This is a genomic window from Metabacillus kandeliae (assembly GCF_021166585.1).
GTDB classification, from domain to species: domain Bacteria; phylum Bacillota; class Bacilli; order Bacillales; family Bacillaceae; genus Metabacillus_B; species Metabacillus_B kandeliae.
The window spans coordinates 672152-694420 of sequence record NZ_JAJOZE010000001.1; the positions used below are offsets into that span (position 1 = coordinate 672152).

20 protein-coding genes and 1 other annotated feature (1 of these 21 running past the window's edge) are annotated in these 22269 nt (G+C 44.3%); of the genes, 14 read left to right on the forward strand and 6 right to left on the reverse strand.

The genetic code is table 11. The features are described 5' to 3' along the window. Window positions 1–145: 145 nt before the first annotated feature. A complete protein-coding gene (prli42, locus tag LRR81_RS03300; protein WP_231787858.1) occupies window positions 146–238 on the reverse strand; it encodes a stressosome-associated protein Prli42 in 93 nt (30 codons plus the stop codon). Window positions 239–397: 159 nt separating this feature from the next. Here prli42 and mce point away from each other — a divergent pair, with 159 nt between their 5' ends. From mce to LRR81_RS03345, 9 genes are all read left to right on the forward strand, one after another. Continuing rightward, a complete protein-coding gene (gene mce, locus LRR81_RS03305; protein ID WP_231787859.1) occupies window positions 398–817 on the forward strand; it encodes a methylmalonyl-CoA epimerase in 420 nt (139 codons plus the stop codon). After that, window positions 814–2367, forward strand: a complete 1554-nt coding sequence (locus LRR81_RS03310; RefSeq protein ID WP_231787860.1) for an acyl-CoA carboxylase subunit beta — start codon at window positions 814–816, stop codon at window positions 2365–2367. The genes mce and LRR81_RS03310 overlap by 4 nt, the downstream gene beginning before the upstream one ends. Before the next feature lie 29 nt (window positions 2368–2396). Continuing rightward, entirely contained in the window at window positions 2397–3518 is a 1122-nt protein-coding gene (locus tag LRR81_RS03315; protein ID WP_231787861.1) for a M20/M25/M40 family metallo-hydrolase, read from the forward strand. 105 nt (window positions 3519–3623) lie between these two features. Further along, window positions 3624–4895: a DNA polymerase IV gene (locus LRR81_RS03320; protein ID WP_231787862.1), complete on the forward strand. Its 1272-nt coding sequence runs from the start codon at window positions 3624–3626 to the stop codon at window positions 4893–4895. Window positions 4896–4982: 87 nt separating this feature from the next. After that, window positions 4983–6398, forward strand: a complete 1416-nt coding sequence (gene gndA, locus LRR81_RS03325; RefSeq protein WP_231787863.1) for an NADP-dependent phosphogluconate dehydrogenase — start codon at window positions 4983–4985, stop codon at window positions 6396–6398. A gap of 167 nt (window positions 6399–6565) precedes the next feature. After that, entirely contained in the window at window positions 6566–7417 is an 852-nt protein-coding gene (locus tag LRR81_RS03330) for a GRP family sugar transporter (RefSeq protein WP_231787864.1), read from the forward strand. Between the two features lie 93 nt (window positions 7418–7510). Continuing rightward, entirely contained in the window at window positions 7511–8065 is a 555-nt protein-coding gene (locus LRR81_RS03335) for a GNAT family N-acetyltransferase (protein ID WP_231787865.1), read from the forward strand. A gap of 78 nt (window positions 8066–8143) precedes the next feature. Beyond that, window positions 8144–8704 (forward strand): sigma-70 family RNA polymerase sigma factor, encoded by a 561-nt coding sequence (locus LRR81_RS03340; protein ID WP_231787866.1) that lies wholly within the window; start codon window positions 8144–8146, stop codon window positions 8702–8704. Between the two features lie 145 nt (window positions 8705–8849). After that, a complete protein-coding gene (locus LRR81_RS03345; RefSeq protein WP_231787867.1) occupies window positions 8850–10130 on the forward strand; it encodes a DUF4179 domain-containing protein in 1281 nt (426 codons plus the stop codon). 32 nt (window positions 10131–10162) lie between these two features. Here LRR81_RS03345 and LRR81_RS03350 read toward each other — a convergent pair whose 3' ends face one another. Both LRR81_RS03350 and zwf read right to left on the reverse strand, forming a co-directional pair. Then, window positions 10163–10786, reverse strand: coding sequence for a cyclase family protein (locus LRR81_RS03350; RefSeq protein WP_231787868.1), 624 nt, complete (start codon window positions 10784–10786; stop codon window positions 10163–10165). Window positions 10787–10819: 33 nt separating this feature from the next. After that, window positions 10820–12307 (reverse strand): glucose-6-phosphate dehydrogenase, encoded by a 1488-nt coding sequence (gene zwf / locus LRR81_RS03355; protein ID WP_231787869.1) that lies wholly within the window; start codon window positions 12305–12307, stop codon window positions 10820–10822. 347 nt (window positions 12308–12654) lie between these two features. Between zwf and LRR81_RS03360 the strand changes: the two genes are divergently transcribed. From LRR81_RS03360 to LRR81_RS03370, 3 genes are read left to right on the forward strand one after another with little or no spacing between them, the layout of a single operon-like run. After that, the gene (locus tag LRR81_RS03360) at window positions 12655–13356 is read left to right on the forward strand and encodes an ABC transporter ATP-binding protein (RefSeq protein ID WP_231787870.1); all 702 of its coding nucleotides are present in this window, start codon (window positions 12655–12657) and stop codon (window positions 13354–13356) included. Then, the gene (locus LRR81_RS03365) at window positions 13353–15599 is read left to right on the forward strand and encodes an ABC transporter permease (protein WP_231787871.1); all 2247 of its coding nucleotides are present in this window, start codon (window positions 13353–13355) and stop codon (window positions 15597–15599) included. Before LRR81_RS03360 ends, LRR81_RS03365 begins: the two co-directional genes overlap by 4 nt. A gap of 54 nt (window positions 15600–15653) precedes the next feature. Then, window positions 15654–15866, forward strand: coding sequence for a hypothetical protein (locus tag LRR81_RS03370; protein WP_231787872.1), 213 nt, complete (start codon window positions 15654–15656; stop codon window positions 15864–15866). A gap of 24 nt (window positions 15867–15890) precedes the next feature. Here the strand turns inward: LRR81_RS03370 and LRR81_RS21330 are convergent, their stop codons facing one another. Then, window positions 15891–16493, reverse strand: a complete 603-nt coding sequence (locus LRR81_RS21330) for a phosphatase PAP2 family protein (RefSeq protein ID WP_231787873.1) — start codon at window positions 16491–16493, stop codon at window positions 15891–15893. A 244-nt stretch (window positions 16494–16737) separates the two neighbouring features. On the opposite strand from LRR81_RS21330, the gene rnz reads away from it, so the two are divergent. After that, entirely contained in the window at window positions 16738–17667 is a 930-nt protein-coding gene (gene rnz, locus LRR81_RS03380) for a ribonuclease Z (RefSeq protein WP_231787874.1), read from the forward strand. 730 nt (window positions 17668–18397) lie between these two features. Here rnz and namA read toward each other — a convergent pair. Then, a complete protein-coding gene (gene namA, locus LRR81_RS03385) occupies window positions 18398–19414 on the reverse strand; it encodes an NADPH dehydrogenase NamA (protein WP_231787875.1) in 1017 nt (338 codons plus the stop codon). Between the two features lie 134 nt (window positions 19415–19548). On the opposite strand from namA, the gene LRR81_RS03390 reads away from it, so the two are divergent. Further along, window positions 19549–21177, forward strand: a complete 1629-nt coding sequence (locus LRR81_RS03390) for a M20/M25/M40 family metallo-hydrolase (protein WP_231787876.1) — start codon at window positions 19549–19551, stop codon at window positions 21175–21177. A gap of 8 nt (window positions 21178–21185) precedes the next feature. Here the strand turns inward: LRR81_RS03390 and proC are convergent, their stop codons facing one another. Continuing rightward, entirely contained in the window at window positions 21186–22022 is an 837-nt protein-coding gene (gene proC / locus LRR81_RS03395; RefSeq protein ID WP_231787877.1) for a pyrroline-5-carboxylate reductase, read from the reverse strand. 68 nt (window positions 22023–22090) lie between these two features. Further along, window positions 22091–22269: a binding site (T-box leader), on the reverse strand (it continues 35 nt past the right edge of the window).

Genomic DNA, 22269 nt, shown 5'->3' on the forward strand with positions numbered 1-22269 from the left:
CCTTTCTGTCTTTTTAGCCAAAATTTGTACTTTATTCAATACCCATTAGGTAGAGATATGTAAACCAATCCCGAAGCTAAAAAAAGGTGAAATCAGCCAAAAAGCGCCCTCTCCATTTGGAAAGGGCGCTCTTTAAAATGCAGCATCAGAACAGTGCTGTTATACCGGCAAGAATAGTGGTGCCGAGCATGAGGATCAGCATAAGGTAAACAAAGATTTTCTGAACTTTTTTATTCACAGCCATCACTCCTAAATCAAGTGCTCTTTATATTTTAACCTGCATGTTATCAGCAGGACAAGGTGTTTTCTATGTCGAACCTTATCTTATAAAGAAGGATTATGGCATAGAAAACTAGAAGTAAGAAATGAATTCGTTTACAACTGGGAGAGATGGAACATGGTTGAAAAAGTCGATCATTTAGGAGTGGCAGTCCGTTCAATTGAGAACAGCCTGCCGTTTTACACAGAAGTGCTTGGAATGAAGCTTCTTGGGATGGAAACTGTTGAATCGCAGCAGGTGAAGGTAGCCTTTCTTACTGCGGAAAATACGAAAATTGAGCTTTTGGAGCCTTCAAATGAAAACAGTCCTGTAGCTAAATTTATTGAAAAGCGCGGAGAAGGAATTCATCATGTAGCCTATGCGGTAAAAAACATTTCAGAGAGCCTTGCTTCCTTGGAAAATCAGGGGATACAGCTCATCGACAAGACACCAAGAAAGGGTGCGGGAGGGGCTATGATTGCTTTTTTGCATCCAAAATCAAGCCATGGAGTTCTGACAGAGCTTTGTGAGAAAAGGGAAAGCGGTGAGCGGAATTGAGTCACGATATTTATGAAAAAATTAATGAGCTGTATGATAAAAGAAGAGAAGTAGAGCTTGGCGGGGGAGACGAACGAATTGATGTGCAGCATGAAAAAGGAAAGCTGACGGCAAGGGAGCGGATTGATCTTTTAGTTGACAGCGGGTCATTTGTTGAACTGAATCCGTTTCTTGAACATCGCTGCAATGATTTCGGCCTCCAGGGAAAAAAAGGTCCGGGCGACGGGGTTGTAACAGGATACGGTAAAGTGAACGGACGCCCGATTTATCTATTTTCGCAGGATTTTACGGTTTTCGGGGGCGCCCTCGGAGAGATGCACGCAAAAAAAATAGCCGCTGTGATGGATTTAGCTGCCAAAAACGGCACCCCTTTTATCGGGCTGAATGACTCCGGCGGTGCGAGAATTCAGGAAGGTGTGGTATCATTAGATGGCTACGGCCATATTTTTTACCGCAATTCCATCTATTCTGGGGTCATTCCTCAGATTTCAGTGATTATGGGGCCTTGTGCCGGCGGTGCTGTTTATTCACCGGCAATCACTGATTTTGTGTTTATGGTGGAAAAAACGAGCCAGATGTTTATCACAGGCCCAAAAGTGATTGAAACCGTCACAGGCGAGAAGATTACGTCTGAGGATCTAGGCGGAGCAAGAGTACATAATAGTATCAGCGGCAACGCGCATTTTTCATCAGAATCTGAAGAAGAGACGCTCTCTATGGTCAGGCAGCTTCTCAGCTATCTGCCGCAGAACAATGAAGAAAAGCCGCCTATTTCTTACAGCGGGGCAGGCGATGATTACAGGCCTGATTTAACTGATATCATTCCTTTTGATTCAAGCCGGCCTTACGATGTAAGAACCGTTATCGAGCAGATCGCTGATGAAGGATCATTTTTTGAAGTGCATAAGGCGTTTGCCAAGAATATTGTTGTCGGTTTTGCGAGAATCAAAGGGCAGCCTGTCGGCATTGTGTCCAATCAGCCGAAGTATATGGCGGGCGGGCTTGATATTGATTCCTCTGACAAAGCGGCAAGGTTTATCAGGTTCTGCGATTCTTTCCAGATCCCTCTCATTACGTTTGAAGATGTTTCAGGCTTTTTTCCGGGGGTTAAACAGGAGCATGGCGGCATCATTCGCCACGGAGCGAAAATTCTGTACGCCTATTCAGAAGCGACAGTTCCCAAAATTACTGTTATTCTCAGAAAAGCTTACGGCGGCGCTTATGTAGCCCTGAACAGCAAATCAATCGGAGCGGATCTTGTGTATGCCTGGCCAAATGCAGAAATTGCCGTGATGGGGCCTCAGGGGGCAGCAAATATTATTTTTGCGAAAGAAATTCAGGCGAGCGATGATCCTGAAGCTACGAGAGCGAAGAAAATTGAAGAGTACAGAGAAAAGTTTGCCAACCCTTATGTAGCCGCGAGCCAGGGCATGGTAGACGATGTGATTGATCCGAGAGAAACAAGAGTCAAGCTCGTCCAGGCTCTTGAAATGCTCAGCACGAAGAAGGAAGAGCGCCCATATAAAAAACATGGGAATATTCCTCTCTAAGCAGGAAAAGAAAAAAGGAGGCAGCAGCAATGGTAAATAAGGACCGCATTGTAGAAGAGTTTTTGGAACTGGTGCAAATCGATTCTGAAACAGGAGACGAAGGAGCCATATCCAAAGTATTGAAAGAGAAATTTTCTTCCCTTGGATTAAAGGTTGAAGAAGACGATACAACAAGCATTACAGGCCATGGCGCTGGAAATCTTATTTGTACACTTGAAGGTACAAAAGAGGGCGCTGAAACCATTTATTTTACCTCCCATATGGATACAGTTGTACCGGGTAAAGGCATTAAACCATCCATCAAGGACGGTTATATTGTGTCAGACGGCACGACCATTCTTGGTGCAGACGATAAAACAGGCCTGGCAGCCATGTTTGAAGCCATCCGCCTGTTAAAAGAAAACAATATCCCGCACGGCAAACTTGAATTTGTCATTACTGTAGGAGAAGAGTCAGGACTGGTAGGGGCTAAAGCACTTGATCCTTCTAAAATGACAGCGAAATATGGATATGCTTTGGACAGTGATGGGAAAGTCGGCGATATTATCGTCGCTGCTCCAACCCAGGCAAAAATTAAAGCCATTATCCATGGCAAAACAGCACATGCAGGTGTTGCCCCTGAAAAAGGCATCTCCGCAATAACAGTCGCAGCAAAAGCTGTGGCACGCATGCCGCTTGGAAGAATTGACGAGGAAACGACAGCGAATATCGGCCGTTTTGAAGGCGGTACACAAACGAATATCGTTTCTGACAGAGTGGATATTCTGGCAGAAGCCCGTTCTCTTGATCCGAACAAAATGGAAGCTCAGGCTGCCAAAATGAAAGATGCCTTCGAGTCTGCAGCTGAAGAAATGGGTGCCCGTGCAGCGGTAGAAATTCAAGTGATGTATCCAGGCTTTAAATTCGCAGAAGGAGATCAGGTTGTTGAGGTGGCGAAGCGCGCTGCAGCGAAGATCGGCAGGGAAAGCAGACTGCTGGCAAGCGGCGGCGGCAGCGACGGCAACGTGATCGCCGGCAATGGCGTCCCAACTGTGATACTTGCAGTCGGATATGAGGAAATTCACACAACGAGCGAAAGAATGCCTGTAGAAGAATTGGTAAAAACAGCTGAAATGGTTGTGGCAGTTATTGAAGAGGCCGCAGGAAACTAAAAAAAGAGAACCCCGGGAAACCGGGGTTTTTCAGATGCTAAATAGCCTTAGCTGCTGCATGTGAGTGTCAGTACGGCACGCAAAATGGTAAGATGAAAGGATAGAATGAAAGCCTGTAAAGGTGTGACAATGATGAACGGCATTCAAAACAGCAAGGGAAGAATCCTTTTTCATATTGATATGAACAGTTTTTACGCTTCGGTTGAAATGGCCTTTGATCCCGAGTTGAAAGGCAAGCCGATTGCGATAGCAGGCAATCCGGAGGAACGGAAGGGCATTATTGTGACTTGTTCCTACGAAGCAAGAGCATATGGCGTCAAAACGACCATGCCGCTCTGGCAGGCAAAAAAGCTATGTCCGTCACTTATTATCAAAAGGCCGAATTTTGACCGCTACCGTCAAGCATCAAGAGCGATGTTTGATATCCTCAGAGAAATTACTCCAATCGTTGAACCTGTTTCCATTGATGAAGGCTATATGGACTTAACAGATGCTGCTAATGGAAAAAATCCGGTTGAAATCGCCCGGAAGCTCCAGGAACGCCTGATGGGCGAACTGCTTCTGCCCTCAAGCATCGGCATTGCGCCGAATAAGTTTCTTGCAAAAATGGCCTCTAATATGAAGAAGCCTTTGGGCATAACCGTTTTAAGAAAACGGGAACTGAAGGAAAAGCTTTGGCCGCTGCCAATTGAAGAAATGCACGGGGTCGGAAATAAAACAGCTGAAAAGCTGAAGGGCATCGGCATAACAACGATCGATGATCTGGCTCATTTTGATACGGCAGCTCTTAAATCTCTTCTCGGCATTAACGGAGAAAGACTGAATAAAAGAGCGAATGGGATTGATGACAGACCTGTTGATCCGGAATCCATCAATGAGTTTAAAAGTGTCGGCCACTCAGCGACCCTTCCAAGAAATACAGACAATCCTGCTGAGCTTGATCAAGTTTTAAAGAGTCTTGCTGAATCAGTCGCAAACAGGATGAAAAGGAAAGAGGTTTTAGCCTCCAAGCTGACAGTTATGATCCGCTACAGCAATATGGCTACTTTCACAAGAGGGAGAAAGCTTGCCAATCCTGCTGGAGATGCCGGCGATATTTTTGAACAGGCAAGACGAATATTCTATCAGAATTGGACAGAAGAGCCGATCAGGCTGCTCGGCATTACAGGCTCCGATTTATTAGAGAGGAAGGAAGCCTTTAAACAGCTCGATTTATTCAGCTTTGAAGAAGATGCTAAAAAAGAGCCGCTGTATTCTGTTATTGATCAAATCAATGCCAAATACGGCGATCAGGCAATCAGGCACGGCACAGCTGGAAAGAGAGAGTCCGATTCTGCAAAAGGGACGAGCTTTAACAAAGACTTTCTTCGTGAATAGCCCGATTGTATTGCTTGAAACATAAAGAGCAAATATGATATTTTCAAGACGGAAAAAGACGAAACTGAATCAGAAGGGATGTTGGCTATGCCGAAACAGCAAATAGGCGTGATCGGATTGGCAGTAATGGGGAAAAACCTTGCATTGAACATCGAAAGCAGAGGATATTCGGTTTCAGTCTATAACCGGTCTTCGGAAAAAACAGAAAAGTTTATGGAGGAAGCTGGCGGGAAGAGCGTTGCTGCCTGCTACAGCGTGGAAGAGTTTGTCCAATCTCTTGAAACTCCGCGTAAAATCCTTTTGATGGTTAAAGCGGGAGAAGCCACAGATAAAACCATTTCTTCCCTGCTTCCGCATCTTGATAAAGGCGATATTTTAATTGACGGCGGAAATACGTTTTTCAAAGATACGCAAAGAAGAAACAAAGAACTTGCTGAAAGCGGGATCCACTTCATCGGGACAGGTGTTTCAGGCGGTGAGGAAGGGGCTCTTAAAGGACCTTCTATCATGCCGGGCGGCCAAAAGGAAGCACATGAGCTTGTAAAGCCGATTCTTGAAGCGATCTCGGCTAAAGTAGACGGTGAGCCCTGCACAACGTACATCGGTCCTGACGGGGCAGGCCATTTTGTGAAAATGGTGCACAACGGCATCGAGTATGGAGACATGCAGCTGATCTCAGAAGCCTACTTTATTTTAAAGCATGTTCTCGGGCTGTCAGCTGAAGAAATGCATGACGTTTTTGCTGATTGGAACAAAGGCGAGCTTGACAGCTATTTAATCGAAATCACAGCGGATATTTTCACCAAAAAGGATGATGAAACAGGCAAGCCGCTTGTTGATATGATTCTTGATACAGCTGGTCAAAAGGGAACAGGAAAGTGGACAAGCAGCAATGCCCTTGACCTTGGGGTGCCGCTTCCAATTATTACAGAATCGGTCTTTTCACGCTTTATTTCTTCCATGAAGGAAGAACGCAAACAAGCAAGCGGTATTCTCTCCGGACCTGAAGCAGTTCCTTTTGATGGAGACCGCAAAGAGCTGATTGAAGATATCCGAAAAGCTTTGTATTTCAGCAAAATCTGTTCCTATGCACAGGGCTTTGCCCAAATGCGCGCAGCATCTGAAGAGTACAGCTGGGATTTAAAGTATGGAGACATTGCCATGATTTTCAGAGGCGGCTGCATCATCAGGGCAGCGTTTCTGCAAAAAATTAAAGACGCTTATGACCGTGAAGCAGGCCTTAAAAATCTTCTGCTTGATCCTTACTTTAAGGACATTGCAGAAAATTACCAATCTTCTCTGCGGAAGGTGCTGGCTGTGGCAATCGAAAGAGGCGTCGCTGTTCCATCACTGTCTGCAGCACTAGCTTATTATGACAGCTACCGGACAGAAACACTCCCAGCCAATTTGATTCAGGCGCAGCGCGATTATTTTGGAGCGCACACCTATCAAAGAATTGACCGGGAAGGCACTTTCCACACAGACTGGATGTCCAAATCCTAAAAACGGAACTTTTATCAAGGCTTCTTCGTATAGGAAATGCCCCTGTCAAGGAACAGGGGTATTTTGTTTTTTAAAATTTTGGTTTCGAAATGAGCAACGAGAGGAATAAAAATATTGACTTTTCCTTAAAAAAGAATGATTTTATCAATGATATGGAGTGGATAGTGATGGCTGGAATTCTTCTTGCTTTGGCAGGGGCAGCAGCATGGGGCAGTGTGCTTCTGATCTGCATGAGAATCGGGGGAAACCCGCAGAGCCAGATGTTTGGAATATCAATTGGAACGATCTTGCTTTCTTTGTGTCTTTTTTTCTATCAAACACCCTTAATGAATAATGTCACATGGGTGCTCGGATTCGTCTCAGGCTTCGCTCTTGCTATCGGCCTTTATAACCAGCTCATATCAGCAAGACTCATCGGTGTATCAAAGTCAGTGCCTTTTATAGCAGGTGTACAGCTGCTTGGAGCAGCAGCCTGCAGTGTGATTATTCTGAAGGAATGGAGCTCGCTGTACAGTCTTGCTCTTGGCATGATTGCTATTATCTTAATTATTGTCGGTTTAGTATTTATTCTTTTATGGACGAGCACAACCGTGAAAAAAGAGCGTTTCAGCAGGGCCTGGGTGAAAATGCTGCTGTCAGCCCTCGGCTTTATCGGGTATTTTGGCATCAGCAATGTATTTGATATTGACGGCTGGGGTGCCATGCTGCCAATGGCTCTTGGATTGTTTGCAGGCACATGCATGCTGGCATTTAGGAAAAAGCCAAAATTTGCAGATACACTGCGCAACATGGTGTCTGGAGCTGTCTTTTCAATCGGAAGCCTTTGCTTTCTCTTTTCGCTCTCGATTCTAGGAGCAGGGCCAAGCTTTTCTGTGTCACAGGTGTGGGTTGCCCTCTCGACAGCAGGAGGCCTCTACCTCTTAAAAGAAAAATCTACAAGAAAGCAGGCAGCGTTTCTGCTGCTCAGCAGTGTGCTGATTGTTGCTGGCGGTGTAGCACTTGGATATTCGAAGGGATAGAAGCAATATAGCTGATCTTTTCAGAAAACTCTGAAGGGATCAGCTTTTTTTGCTGAGCCGGAATAGGCTGGAAATAGGACGGAGGAATGGACATTGGAAAGCAATTTCATCAAATTGAGAGAATTTCAGGAGCAGGACTGGCAGGAGGTACACCGTTATGCTTCTAATCCCGTTGTATCCCAATATCAGCCTTGGGGGCCAAACACTGAGGAGGAAACAAAAGCGTTTATTGCTGATTGTTTAACAGATCAGGAGACTTTCCCGAGAAAGCGGTGTGTGTTTGCCATAACCTCTCAAGAAAAGGTAATCGGAGCAGGAGAGTTTCAAATAAATGATTTTACGAATGAGGAAGGCGAAATCGGCTTTGTTGTTCATCCTGATTACTGGGGAAAAGGAATCGCTTCAGAGACTGCAAAGAAATTGCTGCAATTTGGCTTTTGCGAATTCCAAATGCACCGGATTTTTGCTACATGCGATCCGAGAAACCTGGCGTCTGCAAGAGTGCTCAAAAAAGCAGGCATGAAGCAGGAGGGACTGCTCAGGGAGAACATAAAGCTTAAGAGCGGCTGGCGGGACTCGCTGATCTTCAGTATGCTGAAAAAGGAGTGGGAAGCGAGTGAAGATTTTAAAAAGCAGCAGGGTTTTTAAAACCTCCTGCTGTTTTTTTTTTGAAAAATGAGGAAAAAAGTTAAGCTGCCCCGTCTAATTGATGAAAGGGGGAAAAAAATGAACGCCGGCAAAATGATTTCCTATCCGCCAAAGAATGATGAAGATACTGAAAGGGAAGCCCATCTTGAAAAAGTTATGAAGGAGTATGGAACAGAGCTTTTAAAGCTTTCTTATTCCTACGTGAAAAACAAAGAAACTGCCAAGGATATCGTCCAATCTGCTTTTATTTCTTTTTATACTAATCTTACTGGATTTAAAGGCGAATCCTCTCTTAAAACCTGGATTTACCGGATTACCGCGAACAAATGCAAGGATTATTTAAGAAGTGCCTATGTAAGAAGAGTCTTTCCCATGCAGCATTTGGGAGAATCGGCTTCTGGAAATGGAGCAGATTCTGATCTATTGGAGGAAGAGCTGTCAGAGATGCTGAAAAAGCGGGTTTTTCAGCTCCCTGTCAAATACAGAGAGGTCTTGATGCTTCATTATTTTCAAGAACTTTCTGTGCAGGAAATAGCAGAAGTGCTTCATATCCCTCAAAGTACGGTCAGAACGAGGCTGGAGAGAGCGCGCAAAAAGCTCGCACCTCTTATCAAAGAGGAGGAATTTTTTTATGAGTGAAAATAATCGGTTTAAAGAGCTGCTTAACAAAACCGAAATAGGAAAAATGACGTTCTCGCAAAAGGACCGGTTAGAAGTAATGAACGCAGTTAGGGAGAAAAGGGAGCTAAAACCAAAGCAAAACAAAAGAAAAAATCCTGCTGTTATGATGTCAATGATTGCGGCGGCGGCCATTTTGTTTCTATTACTGATGCAATCTCCGCTGAAAGACGAGATAGAAGGTGCATTTACTAAAAAATCATCCTCCTTGTTCAGTCAGTCATTTGACCCAGGACTTGCAGCAATGAGCAGTCAAAATGATGTGAGCCAGGTAAATCAATCTTCTGAAAACAGCGGAATAAAGGTTACATTAAAAGAAGTGATGTACGATGGCTATCGATTAGCGATTAGTTATAAAGTACAGTCTAAAGAGAAATTCGTAGGACGGCTGGACAGTCCCAGATTAAAAGTTAATGGAAAACTAGTTAAGTTTTCTTTTGATCCAAGCAGGGTTGGTGAGTTTAAAGAAATTAACTCTCAGGAAAAAGTCCATTCCTATAAAGGAATTGCCAGCTTTGTAATCAATGATAAAATCCCTAGTGATTTTAAAGCCACCATCCAATTTTTTAGTATTCGCAGTAAAAGCGGATTTGTGCTGCCTAATAAACCTGAAGACAGTACAAATGGGAAGTGGGAGTTTACGGTTCCTGTAAAGAAAAGAGGGGAAGTATATGCCTTCAAGCCTGAAGATAAAGTGAAGGATGGCGTCACTACACTTAGTGTTGACCAAATTATTCTTGCCCCATCTGCTACTGAAATAAGGTTTTCAAAAGAGGACAAAGGCCGCCGCCTTCCGTTAGTGGAAGCAATGGCATATAGGGTATTGGATGATAAAGGAAATTTGCTTGCCGGGTTTGGAGATAACCAGGGTTCCGGTGAAGAGAAAAACGGAAATTTTATTTTGCATAGCAAAAGAACCTATGGCCCGCCATCTGGAAAGCCTTCTTATCTAGTTATTCAGCCTTTTTTGTACGACGGTCCAACTCAAAATGCCAATAAGAATCATACGACAATAAAGAGCATTTCAGATAAGCTGCCAATGACATTCCCGCAGAAAAATGGATCCATCGTTGTGAATAAAATTGAAGAATCCAATGATAAGAAACATGTGAAAGTTTATTATGAAGTAAAAGGCGATTTACCTGAGATAAGAGGCAGTGCACTTTATTTATTAAAAGGGAAAACCATAAAAAAAGGTGGCACTAATGTTTTGAACGATAATCATTATTTTGAAAATATCAAAAGTGCAGACCGAAATAAAATGGCCGAATTTAACACAGGCCTTCAAAAAGATTTATATTTAGCAGGCTCTTATGCGAGTCCTGTGCTGTTTAAGGATTTGGAATTGAAAATCCCTATAAAAAGAGAAGATCTATTAAAGAAATAAAATAAAAACCCGGCCTCTGCCGGGTTTTTGTCTTAGTTTGCAGAAAGTCCTTCAAACAGCAGAATACGTGCAGGCGCTGCGTCTTTGCCGAGTATTCTCAGCGGTGCAGCCACCATGAAGTATTCGCCTTCTGGAGCGTCTTTCAGCCTTAAGCCTTCAATGATAATGATTTCATGCTTGAAAAGAGTTTTGTGCGTTGGATGGCCTTCCTGGCTTCTTTCAATGCCAAGGCCGTCAATGCCAACGCCTCTGATGCCGATTTCGCTTAAGTAAACAGCTGCGTCTTCAGCTAAAAAGATAAATTCAAAATTGAATTCGTCTTCTAAAGAGTTTTTTGTTTTGAATAAAACAAAATCTCCCTTTTGAATGTCAAAGTGTTCGATATCTTTTTTCTGAATTTTATCTGTCACATTCACTACATCAAAAACCTTCGCTTTTCCGACAAGGTCGTCAAGTGAAATGGATTCCATTGTTTCTCCTTCAACAATCATGTGAAGGGGAGAATCAACATGTGTCCCTGTATGAAGATCCATGCTGATGCGTGATTCTGTGACATAGCCGTTTGTCACGGTGTTTAATTCCGGCTGTTTTTCCGGTTTGTTTTTGTAAACGGGCATGCCTTCAAAAATTGGTGCTGAAACATCATACATTTTCATCATTATTTCTCCTTTTAGCCAAGTAAGATATCGTTATTGCAGTCTTTCAGTAACTGGCCACCAGTTAAAGCCATCTGCTGATAAAAGCTTATCAGAAAGTTCAGGCCCCATGCTGCCTGATTCATAGTTCGGGAATGCAGCAGGGCTCTTTTCCCAAGCTTTTGAGATGGCATCGACAAATGTCCAGGTGAGAGCTACTTCATCCCAATGGGTAAAGTTCGCTGCATCGCCGTTCAGGCAATCATCAATCAATCGCTCGTATGCTTCAGGTGTGTTCTGTTTATCAGCGCAGTTGTTGCAGTAATTCAGCTTGATCGGTTCGCCGTATGAGCCATCTGATGTTTTTCTGGCATTCAGCTGCAGAGTAATTCCTTCATCAGGCTGAATATGAATGACCAGCAGGTTCGGTTCCACATTGTCGCGGTTTTTGTAATACAGGTTCATCGGGATATCCTTGAACTGAACAACAATTTTTGTGGTTTTGGCTGTCATCCTTTTGCCTGTGCGGATATAAAAAGGAACTCCTGCCCAGCGGAAGTTATCAATCATCAGCTTTCCGGCTACAAATGTTTCTGTATTGGATTTCGGGTCTACATTGTTTTCTTCCCTGTAGCCTTGAAGCGATTCTCCTTCGATCGTTCCGCTGCCATATTGGCCTCTGACAAAGTATTTTGATACCTCTTCGCCTTTAACAGAGCGCATCGCTTTGAAAACTTTTACCTTTTCACTTCGGATCTCTTCATCTGACAGCATGACGGGAGGCTCCATTGCAAGGAGGGCAACCATCTGCATCATATGATTCTGCACCATATCCCGGAGAGCGCCCGATTTCTCATAATAACGGCCTCTGTCTTCTACTCCAAGTGTTTCGCTGGAAGTAATTTGGATATTGGAGATATACCGGTTATTCCAAAGCGGTTCAAACATCGCGTTCGCAAACCGGATCACTTCGATATTCTGCACCATTTCTTTTCCAAGATAATGGTCAATCCTGTAAATCTGATCTTCTGAAAAAGCCTCACGGATTTCTTCATTCAGCTTTTTAGCGCTTGGGAAATCATGGCCGAACGGTTTCTCGATAACAAGTCTGGACCATCCTTCCGTTGCGGTCAGGCCTTCATTTTTTAAATGGAGGGCAATGGTTGCGAAAAACTCTGGAGCCATGGCCAGATAAAACATTCTGTTGCCTGGAATATTGTGTTGGCCTTCAAGATCCTTCAGCACAGTATTCAGCTCGCCATAAGAGGATGGGCTGTTAATATCCACTGGATGGTAGTGAAAGTGAGAAATGAATTCATCCAGGCTTTCTCCGTCTGCTGATTTTTCCACAGATTCAGTTACATTGCTGCGGAATTCTTCATTCGACCAAGGTCTTCTGCCGACACCGACAACGGCAAACTCTTTGCTGATCCGGCCGCCCTTGAACAGTCTGTAGATCGATGGATAAAGCTTGCGTTTTGCAAGATCGCCTGTAGCTCCGAATATGACTATTACTGCTTTTGGCTGCTGTTCATTATTCACTGATAGAACCTCCACTTTGCAACATCGTTTTTTGTTTTGACTGATTCCTGCATGGTTCTCTTTCCGGCTCTATGTAAACATCTTTACAGCAATAAAAGAGCCAGTGCTTTTTTATTATCTGTTCAATTTCTAAATTTTAAAGGTTAACCTTCCTTAAATCAAACATTTGATACGAAGCTGTATTAATTTCTTTAGGAAAAATGGGAAAGGCAGCGAAGAAATGAAATAAAATAAAAAAACATTTCAAAAAGTAATTGATATTCCAAGATGCGGGGAGTAAGATGATTATGAAATAAAATAGATTTTACATTTCATAACTTTAAATTGGACATATGGGGGAATCCAAAATGAGCATCCGGCTAAAGAAAGCCAACAAGCATTATCAAAGCGGAGAAGTGACTGTTCATGCTTTGAAAAATGCAGATCTTGCCATAGAAAACGGAGAAATAGCTGTCATACTTGGACCGTCCGGCTCAGGCAAATCCACCTTAATGAATATCATCGGCGGCATTGACAAAGCGGATTCAGGACAGGTGGAAGTGGAAGGAAACAGTCTGCATTCTCTTCAGGAGAAAAAGCTGGTTGAATTCAGAAGAAAAACAACAGGTTTTATTTTTCAATCATACAATCTTATTCCGGTTTTAACTGTAAAGGAAAATGTAGAAGCAGGAGCAGAAATAAGCAGCCGGCCTCTTTCCGTTCAGGACATTTTAAGAAGTGTCGGGATGGAGGATAAAGCCGATATGCTTCCGCACCAGCTTAGCGGGGGAGAGCAGCAAAGAACGGCCATAGCAAGGGCAATTGTGAAAAATCCTCAGCTCTTGCTTTGTGATGAACCGACGGGTGCATTAGATGAAGCGACAGGGAAGAAAATTCTCGCTCTGCTGCAGGAGATTAATCTGACATACAAAACAACCATCATTATTATTACGCATAATCAGGGCATTGCAGAGATGGGCCACAGGGTGATCCGAATGAAGAGCGGAGAAGTGGCTGAAGTTAAAGTCAATTCATCGCCTCTCCAAGCAGAACAGGTGGAATGGGTATGATTGTCCGGAAAAGCGTGCTGAAATCACTGAAGCAGCATTTTTTTCAGCTGTCAGGCTCCATCCTGCTTCTTTCGCTTGCCGGAATGCTGTTTCTCATGATGTACACAGCGATTGGAAGTGTAGATAAAAGTAATCGGCATTTTATAAAAAGCCAGCATCAGGAGGATTTTCAATTTTACACAGCTGAAAAATTAAAAACAGACTCCTTGAAGCGGCTGGAGAAGCAAATCAATGCCAGGCTTTCAGAGAGGATGTTCGTTGATGCAGCTTGGGGAAAAGAGGGAACCCTCCGGCTGCTTTCCTATAATCAATCCGTCAACGTCCCCTATATTGAAACCGGCCGGCTGCCGGAAAAAGAAAATGAAATGGCTTTGTTTAAAGGAAGTGCTGCTGCAAACGGGTATGAGGCAGGAGATTCCCTGAAAGTGAATGGAAAAACCTTCCGCATTACCGGGGTCGTATTTTTACCTGATTATATTTATCCGGTAAAAAGCGAATCTGATCTTTCAAGCGATCCTGAAAAGTTTGCTGCAGGAATCGCAAGCGATCAGGCGATTAAAGCACTTCAGCCAAAGCCTTCTTTTTATTATATGGGGGAAAGTGCGGGGAAATCTTTCTCCAAAGCGGCGCTGAAGCATGCCATTCTGCAGGAAACACCTATTTTAAAGTGGCTTGACAGCAAGAATAATCCAAGAATTTCTTTCATCGATGCCAAAATCAAATCGTCAAGTTCGATTGTGATCGTTTTGCCGCTTGTGATCGCGGTAATCGTTATGCTTATGACGATGCTGGTCATTAACAGGAAGTTAAAACAGCAGCAAAAGCAAATCGGCACTTTAATTGCACTGGGATATTATCCGAAAGAAATCACCAGGGCCTACATGCTTTATCCTGCTGCAGTTTCGCTTGCAGGCTCTGTCATCGGAATCGTTTTTGGCATCATTCTCTCTATGCCTATGACAGCGTATTACACATCTTATTTTAATATACCGCTGCTGTCAGCTATAAATTTTAATGCAGAAGGCATTGCAGGAGCAGTGGTCTTGCCGCTTCTCTTTCTGTCAATTGCAGGATATTTCACGATCAGGGGCACTGTGTCGCGGCCGGTATTGGATCTTTTGGCAGCAGGAGGGAAGGCGAAACGGACTGGAAGGAGCTTTGCAGTAAAAGGGTCCTTTATCCGAAGATTCAAGCTGAAGATGCTTTTAAACAACCCGTCAAAAGCAGCCGTTTTATTTCTCGGCATATTGTTTTCAGCTGCCCTGATCATGTTCGGTTTTCTCACAATGGAATCAGTGGATACGATGATCAAACGAACCTATGAAGATACCTACAAATACAACTATGCTGTGTATTACAGAAGCCCTGTACAAAAGGAGTCGCTGAAGGGAGAAAGTGCTTTTACTTTTCTGAATGCTGCTGTTTCCAAAAGCGGCGGGACCGAAAGGAAAGAGCTGCCCCTCTACGGAATAGAGCCTGATCAGCAGCTGGTTGCCCTGCAAGACGAATCCGGCCGGCTGCTGAATTCAAACGTTTCCCAAGGTGTCATTCTTACGACAGCAGCTGCTGCTTCGCTGAACGTCAGACAAGGTGATTCAGTTTCCATCAAAAGCGGCTGGTCTGAAAAAGAAGTGCGGGCAAAAGTGGCAGGAATAAGCGATGTCAGCATCGGCACAGCTCTTTATTGGGAGAAAAAAGAAGTAAACAGTCTTCTTGGCTTGCCTGAACAGGCAGCTCTCGGCAGCTGGACGCTGACCAAACCTTCCAAAGAAGAGAATATTATTTCAGCTGAGGATAAAAAGGAAGCGAAAAAAGCGCTGCAAGAAGCTCTTATGCCGCTGAAATATTCTATTGTTCTCATCAGCCTGTTTTCTTTCACGATCGGTTTTATTATGATTAAGCTTATAACTGGCCTAATGATTGAGGAAAGTCTGGCAAGCATTTCCCTGTTAAAAGTAATCGGATATGACGATCGAAAGATTTCGCAGATGATGCTGAATATCTATTTTCCGGTTGTGCTGCTGGGCTATGGAGCTGGTGTGCCGCTTTCCATCCTGGGCTTGAAAATGCTGGGTGCATCCATTGCTGAATCTGCAGGGATGATTCTCCCGATAGCACCAACGCCCCTTATGATTGCAGCAAGCTTCGCAATCATTACGGCAACCTACTTTATTTCGTTGGCATTTTCTAAAAAAAGGCTGAAAAAAGTCTCTCTGCAGGAGGTTTTAAAAAAGCAGGAGTAGCAGAAATGATACTAAAAAAGAGGCTGCAGTAATATAAGGTAAGGAGAATGCTATTTGGAAAGGATGGTTGTTTTGGAGGACTATTCAGCTTCTGAACTGCGGAAAAAAGAGGATGCGGCAGAAATTCACAGGCGTCTTGATAAAATGGAGGAAAAGCTTGATGATCTTCAGCGGAAAAGTTACGCTGCCTCTCATGGCCATCCGGTATGGGTATTCATCCCTGTCGCTGCCATCATTATGTGGGGATTGGTGAGGATATTTGGATAGCAGGCGAAAAAGGGCTTGAATAGTTCAAGCCCTTTTTGCATTCATTGATTTCTGAGGATCTGCTGCTTTTCTGTGCTGTGCTTTCTTTTCCAGCCATTCTGTAACCAGGATGGCAATCAATAGCCATGCAAGACCCAGTGCTGTGCCGCCGAGAATATCTGTGGCGAAATGGTCCTTTAAATAAATGCGGCTCCAGCCAATCCCGGCGAGAAGCAGGAAATAGCAGGCTAGAAGGGGTTTTTTCCACTTTTTCTGCGTTTCCTTTTTTAATGAGCGGAAAAGAATATAGAGAAGGTAGCCGTAAAAGAAACTTGCATACATCATATGGCCGCTCGGAAAAGAATAGCCGTCCCCTTCCTTTGGCCGCGTCCGCCCGACAAAGTCCTTAGTCATCGTTCTCAGTTCTCGGGATGCTGTATAAAAGAGAAAAAATACAGCGCCGCTGACTGGTTGTTTAAAAACAGCTAACAGTACGGCAAAAAAGACAGTCAGGTAAAGCAAAAAGCGATAATCTGCCAAGTGTGTGAGGAACTTCGCCAAAGGATCAAGAGCATCACAAATACCGCTGTAAATGAAGGCATTAATGGTGCTGTCAAACTGAGTGACTAACGGCAGCTTAGCTTTCACAGCGATAGCCAGCAGGCAGAAATAAAGCAGGAGTAGAAGAATAAGGCTGACGGTGGCGGCTGTCTTTTTAGTAAGCTTAATGGCGATCACTCCCCAAAATGGGTATAGGACTGGATTCCTGTCCCGCTTTTTTCAATATATGATGGGTGGAAAAGCCTTATGATGGTTATATTCGGTGCTGGAGCAGCTTCCATTTCCTATCGCCATCCTGTATATTTGCACTAGAAGAAGAGGAGTGAGCAAGTTGAATCTTTTATTTTTAGGAACTGGTGCAGGAGTACCCGGAAAAGTAAGAAATGTTTCCTCGATGGCCCTGCAGCTTCATGAAGAAAGAGGCAGCGTGTGGCTTTTTGATTGCGGTGAAGCAACCCAGCATCAAATTCTGCATACCCCGCTGAAAACAAGAAGAATTGAAAAAATTTTTATTTCCCATATGCATGGGGATCATATATATGGTTTGCCTGGACTGCTTGGAAGCCGTTCTTTTCAGGGATCGGAAGAAAAACTTTCGCTTTACGGCCCAAAAGGCCTGAAAGAATTCGTTACCGTTTCTCTTGCGGCGAGCGAGACCTATTTAAGATATCCTCTTGAAATCTTTGAAGTAAAAGAAGGGGTAATTTTTGAAGATGAAGGGTTCCAGGTTGAGGCGATCCTGCTTGAACACGGGTTGCCGAACTACGGCTACCGCGTGATCGAAAAAGATCTGCCTGGTGCTCTGCTTGCAGAGAAGCTGAAGGAAGAAGGCATTAAACCTGGCCCGCATTACAAACAATTAAAACTTGGACAAACTGTTCAATTGGAAGATGGACGGACGGTAAACGGAAAGGACTATATCAGCGATCCTATTAAGGGGAGAATTGTAGCTATAACAGGGGACACAAGACGCTGTCCGCAAATTGAGACGCTTGCCATGAATGCAGATGTACTTGTACATGAAGCCACATTCGGCTTGAAAGATATTGCGCTCGGTTATGAATACTATCACTCTGCAGCGGCAGAGGCTGCTGAAACAGCCAGCAAGGCCGAGGTGAAAAAACTGATTCTGACTCATCTGAGCTCAAGATACCAGGCGGAGGACATCAGTCTGCTGCTCGCTGAAGCAAAAGCTATTTTTTCGAATACGGAAATAGCAGAGGATTTTATGACTGTTGATGTACCGAGAATGCATCCTTAGGATTTTGAATGGGAGAGCGGAAGGCTGGGGCTGAGTTTAAAAGGGCGGGGCTGAAGCTGCAAATAAAAGGCTGAAGGCGCATATAAAAGGGCGGGGCTGAAGCTGCAAATAAAAGGCTGGATCCGCATATAAAAGGCTAAAGCTGCACCTAAAACCGAAAAGCTGCACGTCATCGATTAAAGCTGCATGAAAATTTCCAAAACCTGCAAATAAAAAGCGAGAACCCGCATATAAAAATTCAAAACCTGGAAATAAATCCGCGAAACCCGCATATAAACAGGCTTTAAGGGTACCTTTTTGAGGCCGAACTCTCTTCCAGAGCTCAAAAACATCTAAAAATATAGCCTTTTAGCATTAAAAAGCTGCCAAATGGATAAAAAAGGAGGCTCAAAACATTCAATTGCCTCTTTTTTTAAAAATCGCAATTCAGCCGAAATTTTAAAACCATTTTGTTAATAAAACTGCCGGTTACAGCAGCGTAAGTTAAGAGATTGGTTTTTTAAAAAAAGCCGGGTTCAGCAGAATGTCTGCCAAACCCGGCTTTTTTGTATTGAGTGCTGCTTTGGATTATAGGGGCTGAACGAGCAGCTTCCGCTTTTCTAAATTGTCCAGCTCCAGCCGCTAGCCCGATCTGAGTCGCTTCAGAAAAAACCAAAAAGTCAAAACCGGACTTTCTGGATTTTTGCTCCAGCGCTTGTCGGGGCTGAACGAGCGGCTTCCGCTTTTCTTCTTACCAGCCGCGTTCGTACTGCACCGGCGCTTCGATTTCTGTTTTGAGCTGTGCGGCTGCTGTTCTTGGGAAGTAGGGGTCTCTTAGGAATTCTCTTGCTATGAAAATCAGGTCTGCGCGGCCGCTTTGCAGGATTTCTTCTGCTTGGAGGCCGTTTGTGATGAGGCCTACGGCGCCAGTTGCCATATTGGCTTTGTTTCGGATCAGGTCGGCGAATGGGACTTGGTAGCCTGGGTAGACGTTGATTCTTGCAGGCACAACCCCGCCTGAACTGACGTCAATTAAGTCTACGCCCATTTCTTTCAGCCATGCAGCTGTTTCGGCGTAATCCTCTGGTGTCAGGCCGTTTTCATTGTAATCATTTGCAGATACTCTGACGAAGAGAGGGCCGTCCCAAACGGTGTTAACGGCTTCGATCACTTCTTTTAAGAAGCGGCGGCGGTTTTCAGCAGAGCCTCCGTATTCATCGGTTCGCTGATTTGTGAGCGGCGATAAAAATTGATTAATTAAGTAGCCGTGGGCTCCATGGAGTTCAATGATGTCAAAGCCCGCTTCTTTTGCCCGCCAGACACCTTCCTTGAAGGCAGTGACAGTGTTTTGGATATGTTCTTTTGTCATTTCTGTTGGAGTTTTTGATTTTTCATCAAAAGGAATAGCAGATGGGGCGAAAATTTCCTCTTCCAGTACTGCTTTTCTTCCAGCATGAGCAATTTGAATCGCTGTTTTGGCTCCGTAGGATTTTAATTCAGCGACAAGGGATGCCAGCCCTTCTGTGTGCTCGTCGCTCCAGATTCCCAGATCCTGCGGAGAAATTCTTCCTTCAGGCAAAACAGCTGATGCTTCAAGCATAATAAGACCAGCCTGCCCGACTGCACGGCTGACATAGTGGGTGCGGTGGAAATCTGTCAGCTTGCCGTCTTCCTCCATGCAGGAATACATGCACATCGGTGACATGACAATACGGTTTTTCAAAGTGACATTCTTAACTGTATATGGTTCAAATAACTTTGCTTTCAAGATTTCAGCCTCCCTTACGATTAACAACGTTAGAATTATATCAGGCATGTATTTTTTTTGTCATATTATCTGCTCTCTTGAAAGTTTTTATTAATTCCCTACAATATAATGAAAAGGGGATTGGAGGGGAGAGCATGGTTAGTCAGCAGTGGCAGACAAAAGAGGCGTTGACAGGCCTTCTTGCCAAGCTTGTGGAGTACGATAGCATCACTGGTACAGAAGGGGAAGCAACCTTTCCGGAATATGTGTATTATCTTTTAAAAGATATGGAGTATTACGAAAAGGCTCCTGATCACTTGAGTCTTCATCCAATTCAGGATGGCAGGCGTTTTCTAACCGCTTTGGTTAAAAAGCCGGGAGCTGTAAAAACAATTGTTCTTCTGAGTCATTTTGATGTGGTGGATGTACAGGATTACGGAGATTTAAAGCATCTGGCATTTCGGCCGCAGGAACTGACAGATATGATGCTTATGAGAAAGGAATTGCTTTCAGATTTCGTCAAGGCGGAGCTTGAAACAGGGGATTGGCTCTTTGGAAGAGGCTCCATGGATATGAAAGCAGGGCTTGCTGTCCAAATGGGCCTGCTTGAAAAGGCAATGAACGGCGAGGTGGACGGCAACCTTCTCCTCCTCACTGTTCCTGATGAGGAAGCCAATTCATCCGGTATGCTTGGGGCGGTGGATGTGCTCAGGCAACTTGCGAAGCAGCATGAGCTCCAGTATGTTACCTGCCTGAATTCAGAGCCTGCTTTCAGCCGCTATCCGAATGATCAAAATCATTATATTTATACAGGGTCCATCGGCAAAATACTGGCTGGCTTTTTCTGCTGCGGAAAAGAAACACATGTTGGCGAGCCGTTTTCAGGCCTTAATGCCACGCTGATGGCTTCTGAAATCAGCAGCCTTCTTGAGCTGAACGAACAATATTGCGAAAAGGCAGGCAATGAAGTCACTCCGCCGCCAACCTGCCTCCTCCAGAAGGATTTAAAGGAAGAGTATTCCGTGCAGATTCCGCATCTTTCTGTTTCACTGTACAATTTGCTTATCATGAAGCGGCCGCTTTCTGAGGTGCATCGTCTCTTGAAGAAAACAGCCAATGAAGCAGCAAGGCAGGTAGAGCGGAAGTATTTGCAGAAAGCACAGTCTTTTGCAGAAATGGTTGCATATGAACCAGAGCCGCTTCATGTATCTGTCCTTTCCTATAGAGAGCTGCTTTCGAAAGCGGTCGAAAAAGCAGGGGCCCAGGAGGTTGAAAGACGTATTGTTAATTTAACCACCAGTATGGGGACAGCAGATGACAGAAGTTTATCCATTCAAATTACGGCAGAGCTTGCAGGAGTATGCAAGGAACTGGCGCCGATGGTTGTGCTGTTTTACGCGCCGCCTTACTATCCGGCTGTTTCTTCAAGCGGAGACAGGATGATTGAAAAAGCCTCTGAAAAGCTCATAGCCTATGCGGGAAGCAAATACGGCGTTTCGCTCAAGCGCCAGAATTATTTTAATGGTCTTTCTGACTTAAGCTTTTTTCAGCTGAAGGATGGAGATGAGCATATGCAGAGTGTGCTGGACAGCATGCCGCTATACGGAAAGCAGTATACGCTCCCGATGGCAGCCATCAGGGAATTAAATATGCCTGTGATAAATGTGGGGCCCGAAGGAAGGGATGCGCATCAATGGACAGAAAGAGTGAATCTTCCCTATTCGTTTGGCATTCTGCCTGATCTCTTAAGACATACAGCTGCATCTATTTTTGCAGAGTCCTGAGAACATTCTCAGGCTCTTTTTCTTTCCTCTGGTTCTCCCGCGAGCTTCCTGAGCTCTTTTGACCGTTCTGCTGCTTTTTTTATGCTTTCTACGATCGCTTCCTCGAAATGATATCCTTCAAGCGACTTGATGCCTGCTTCCGTTGTTCCGCCGGGACTTGTGACTTCTTTGCGGAGCATAGAGGGCGCTTTATCCGATTGCAGCAGCATTTCAGAAGCGCCTGCCAGTGTCTGCAGAATTAAATCCTTTGCCGTTTTTTCATCAAGACCAAGTTCAGCTCCTGCTCTTTCCATCGACTCGATAAAATAATAAATATAGGCAGGACCGCTTCCTGAAAGGCCTGTCACAGCATCAAGGTGCTGCTCTTTTACGACAGTAGCCATCCCGATCGTCTCAAAAAGATGTTTGGCAAATTTCAGCTGGCCCATCGTCACCTTTTTGCTTGCTGAAAGGGCTGTTGCCGACATCCTTATGGCAGCTGATGTGTTCGGCATCGCTCTGATGACAGCTGTTTCTTTTTCAAACATCCTGTGAATCGCTTGAATAGTGATGCCTGCCAATACCGAGATAATCAGCTGGCGGCCAACCAAATGCTTGATGGAGGAAATGGCGAATGCCGCATCCTTCGGCTTCATCGCAAGAACGACTACATCAGCATGCTTGAGGAGATCTTCCTTGCTGTCTGTAATATCAATTCCATATTTCTCATGCAGATAAAAAAGCCTCTCTCGATTTGTTCTGTTTGCTGCAATGATATTTTCTTTTGGCACAATATTGCCGTTAACGAGGCCGGAAATCATGGCTTCAGCCATTGACCCTGCTCCTAGGAAGGCGATTTTATTCATTCTGATTCCTCCTGTTATTTATTAGCTGCCATAGCAAAGTGCCAAAATAAAAAACCTCTTCATCCATTTTGAAGGACGAAGAGGTTCCGCGGTACCACCCTTATTGGCGTTTCAACTTGCAAACACCCTGCTTTTTTCCCGTAACGGGGGAAGAATCGTTCAGGTTTTCCTGACAGCTCATGGGTTAGGTTCAGTCAAAAAGAGGGCTGCAAAACCTTCCAGCCTGCGGGTTTTGCTCTCTTGTGCC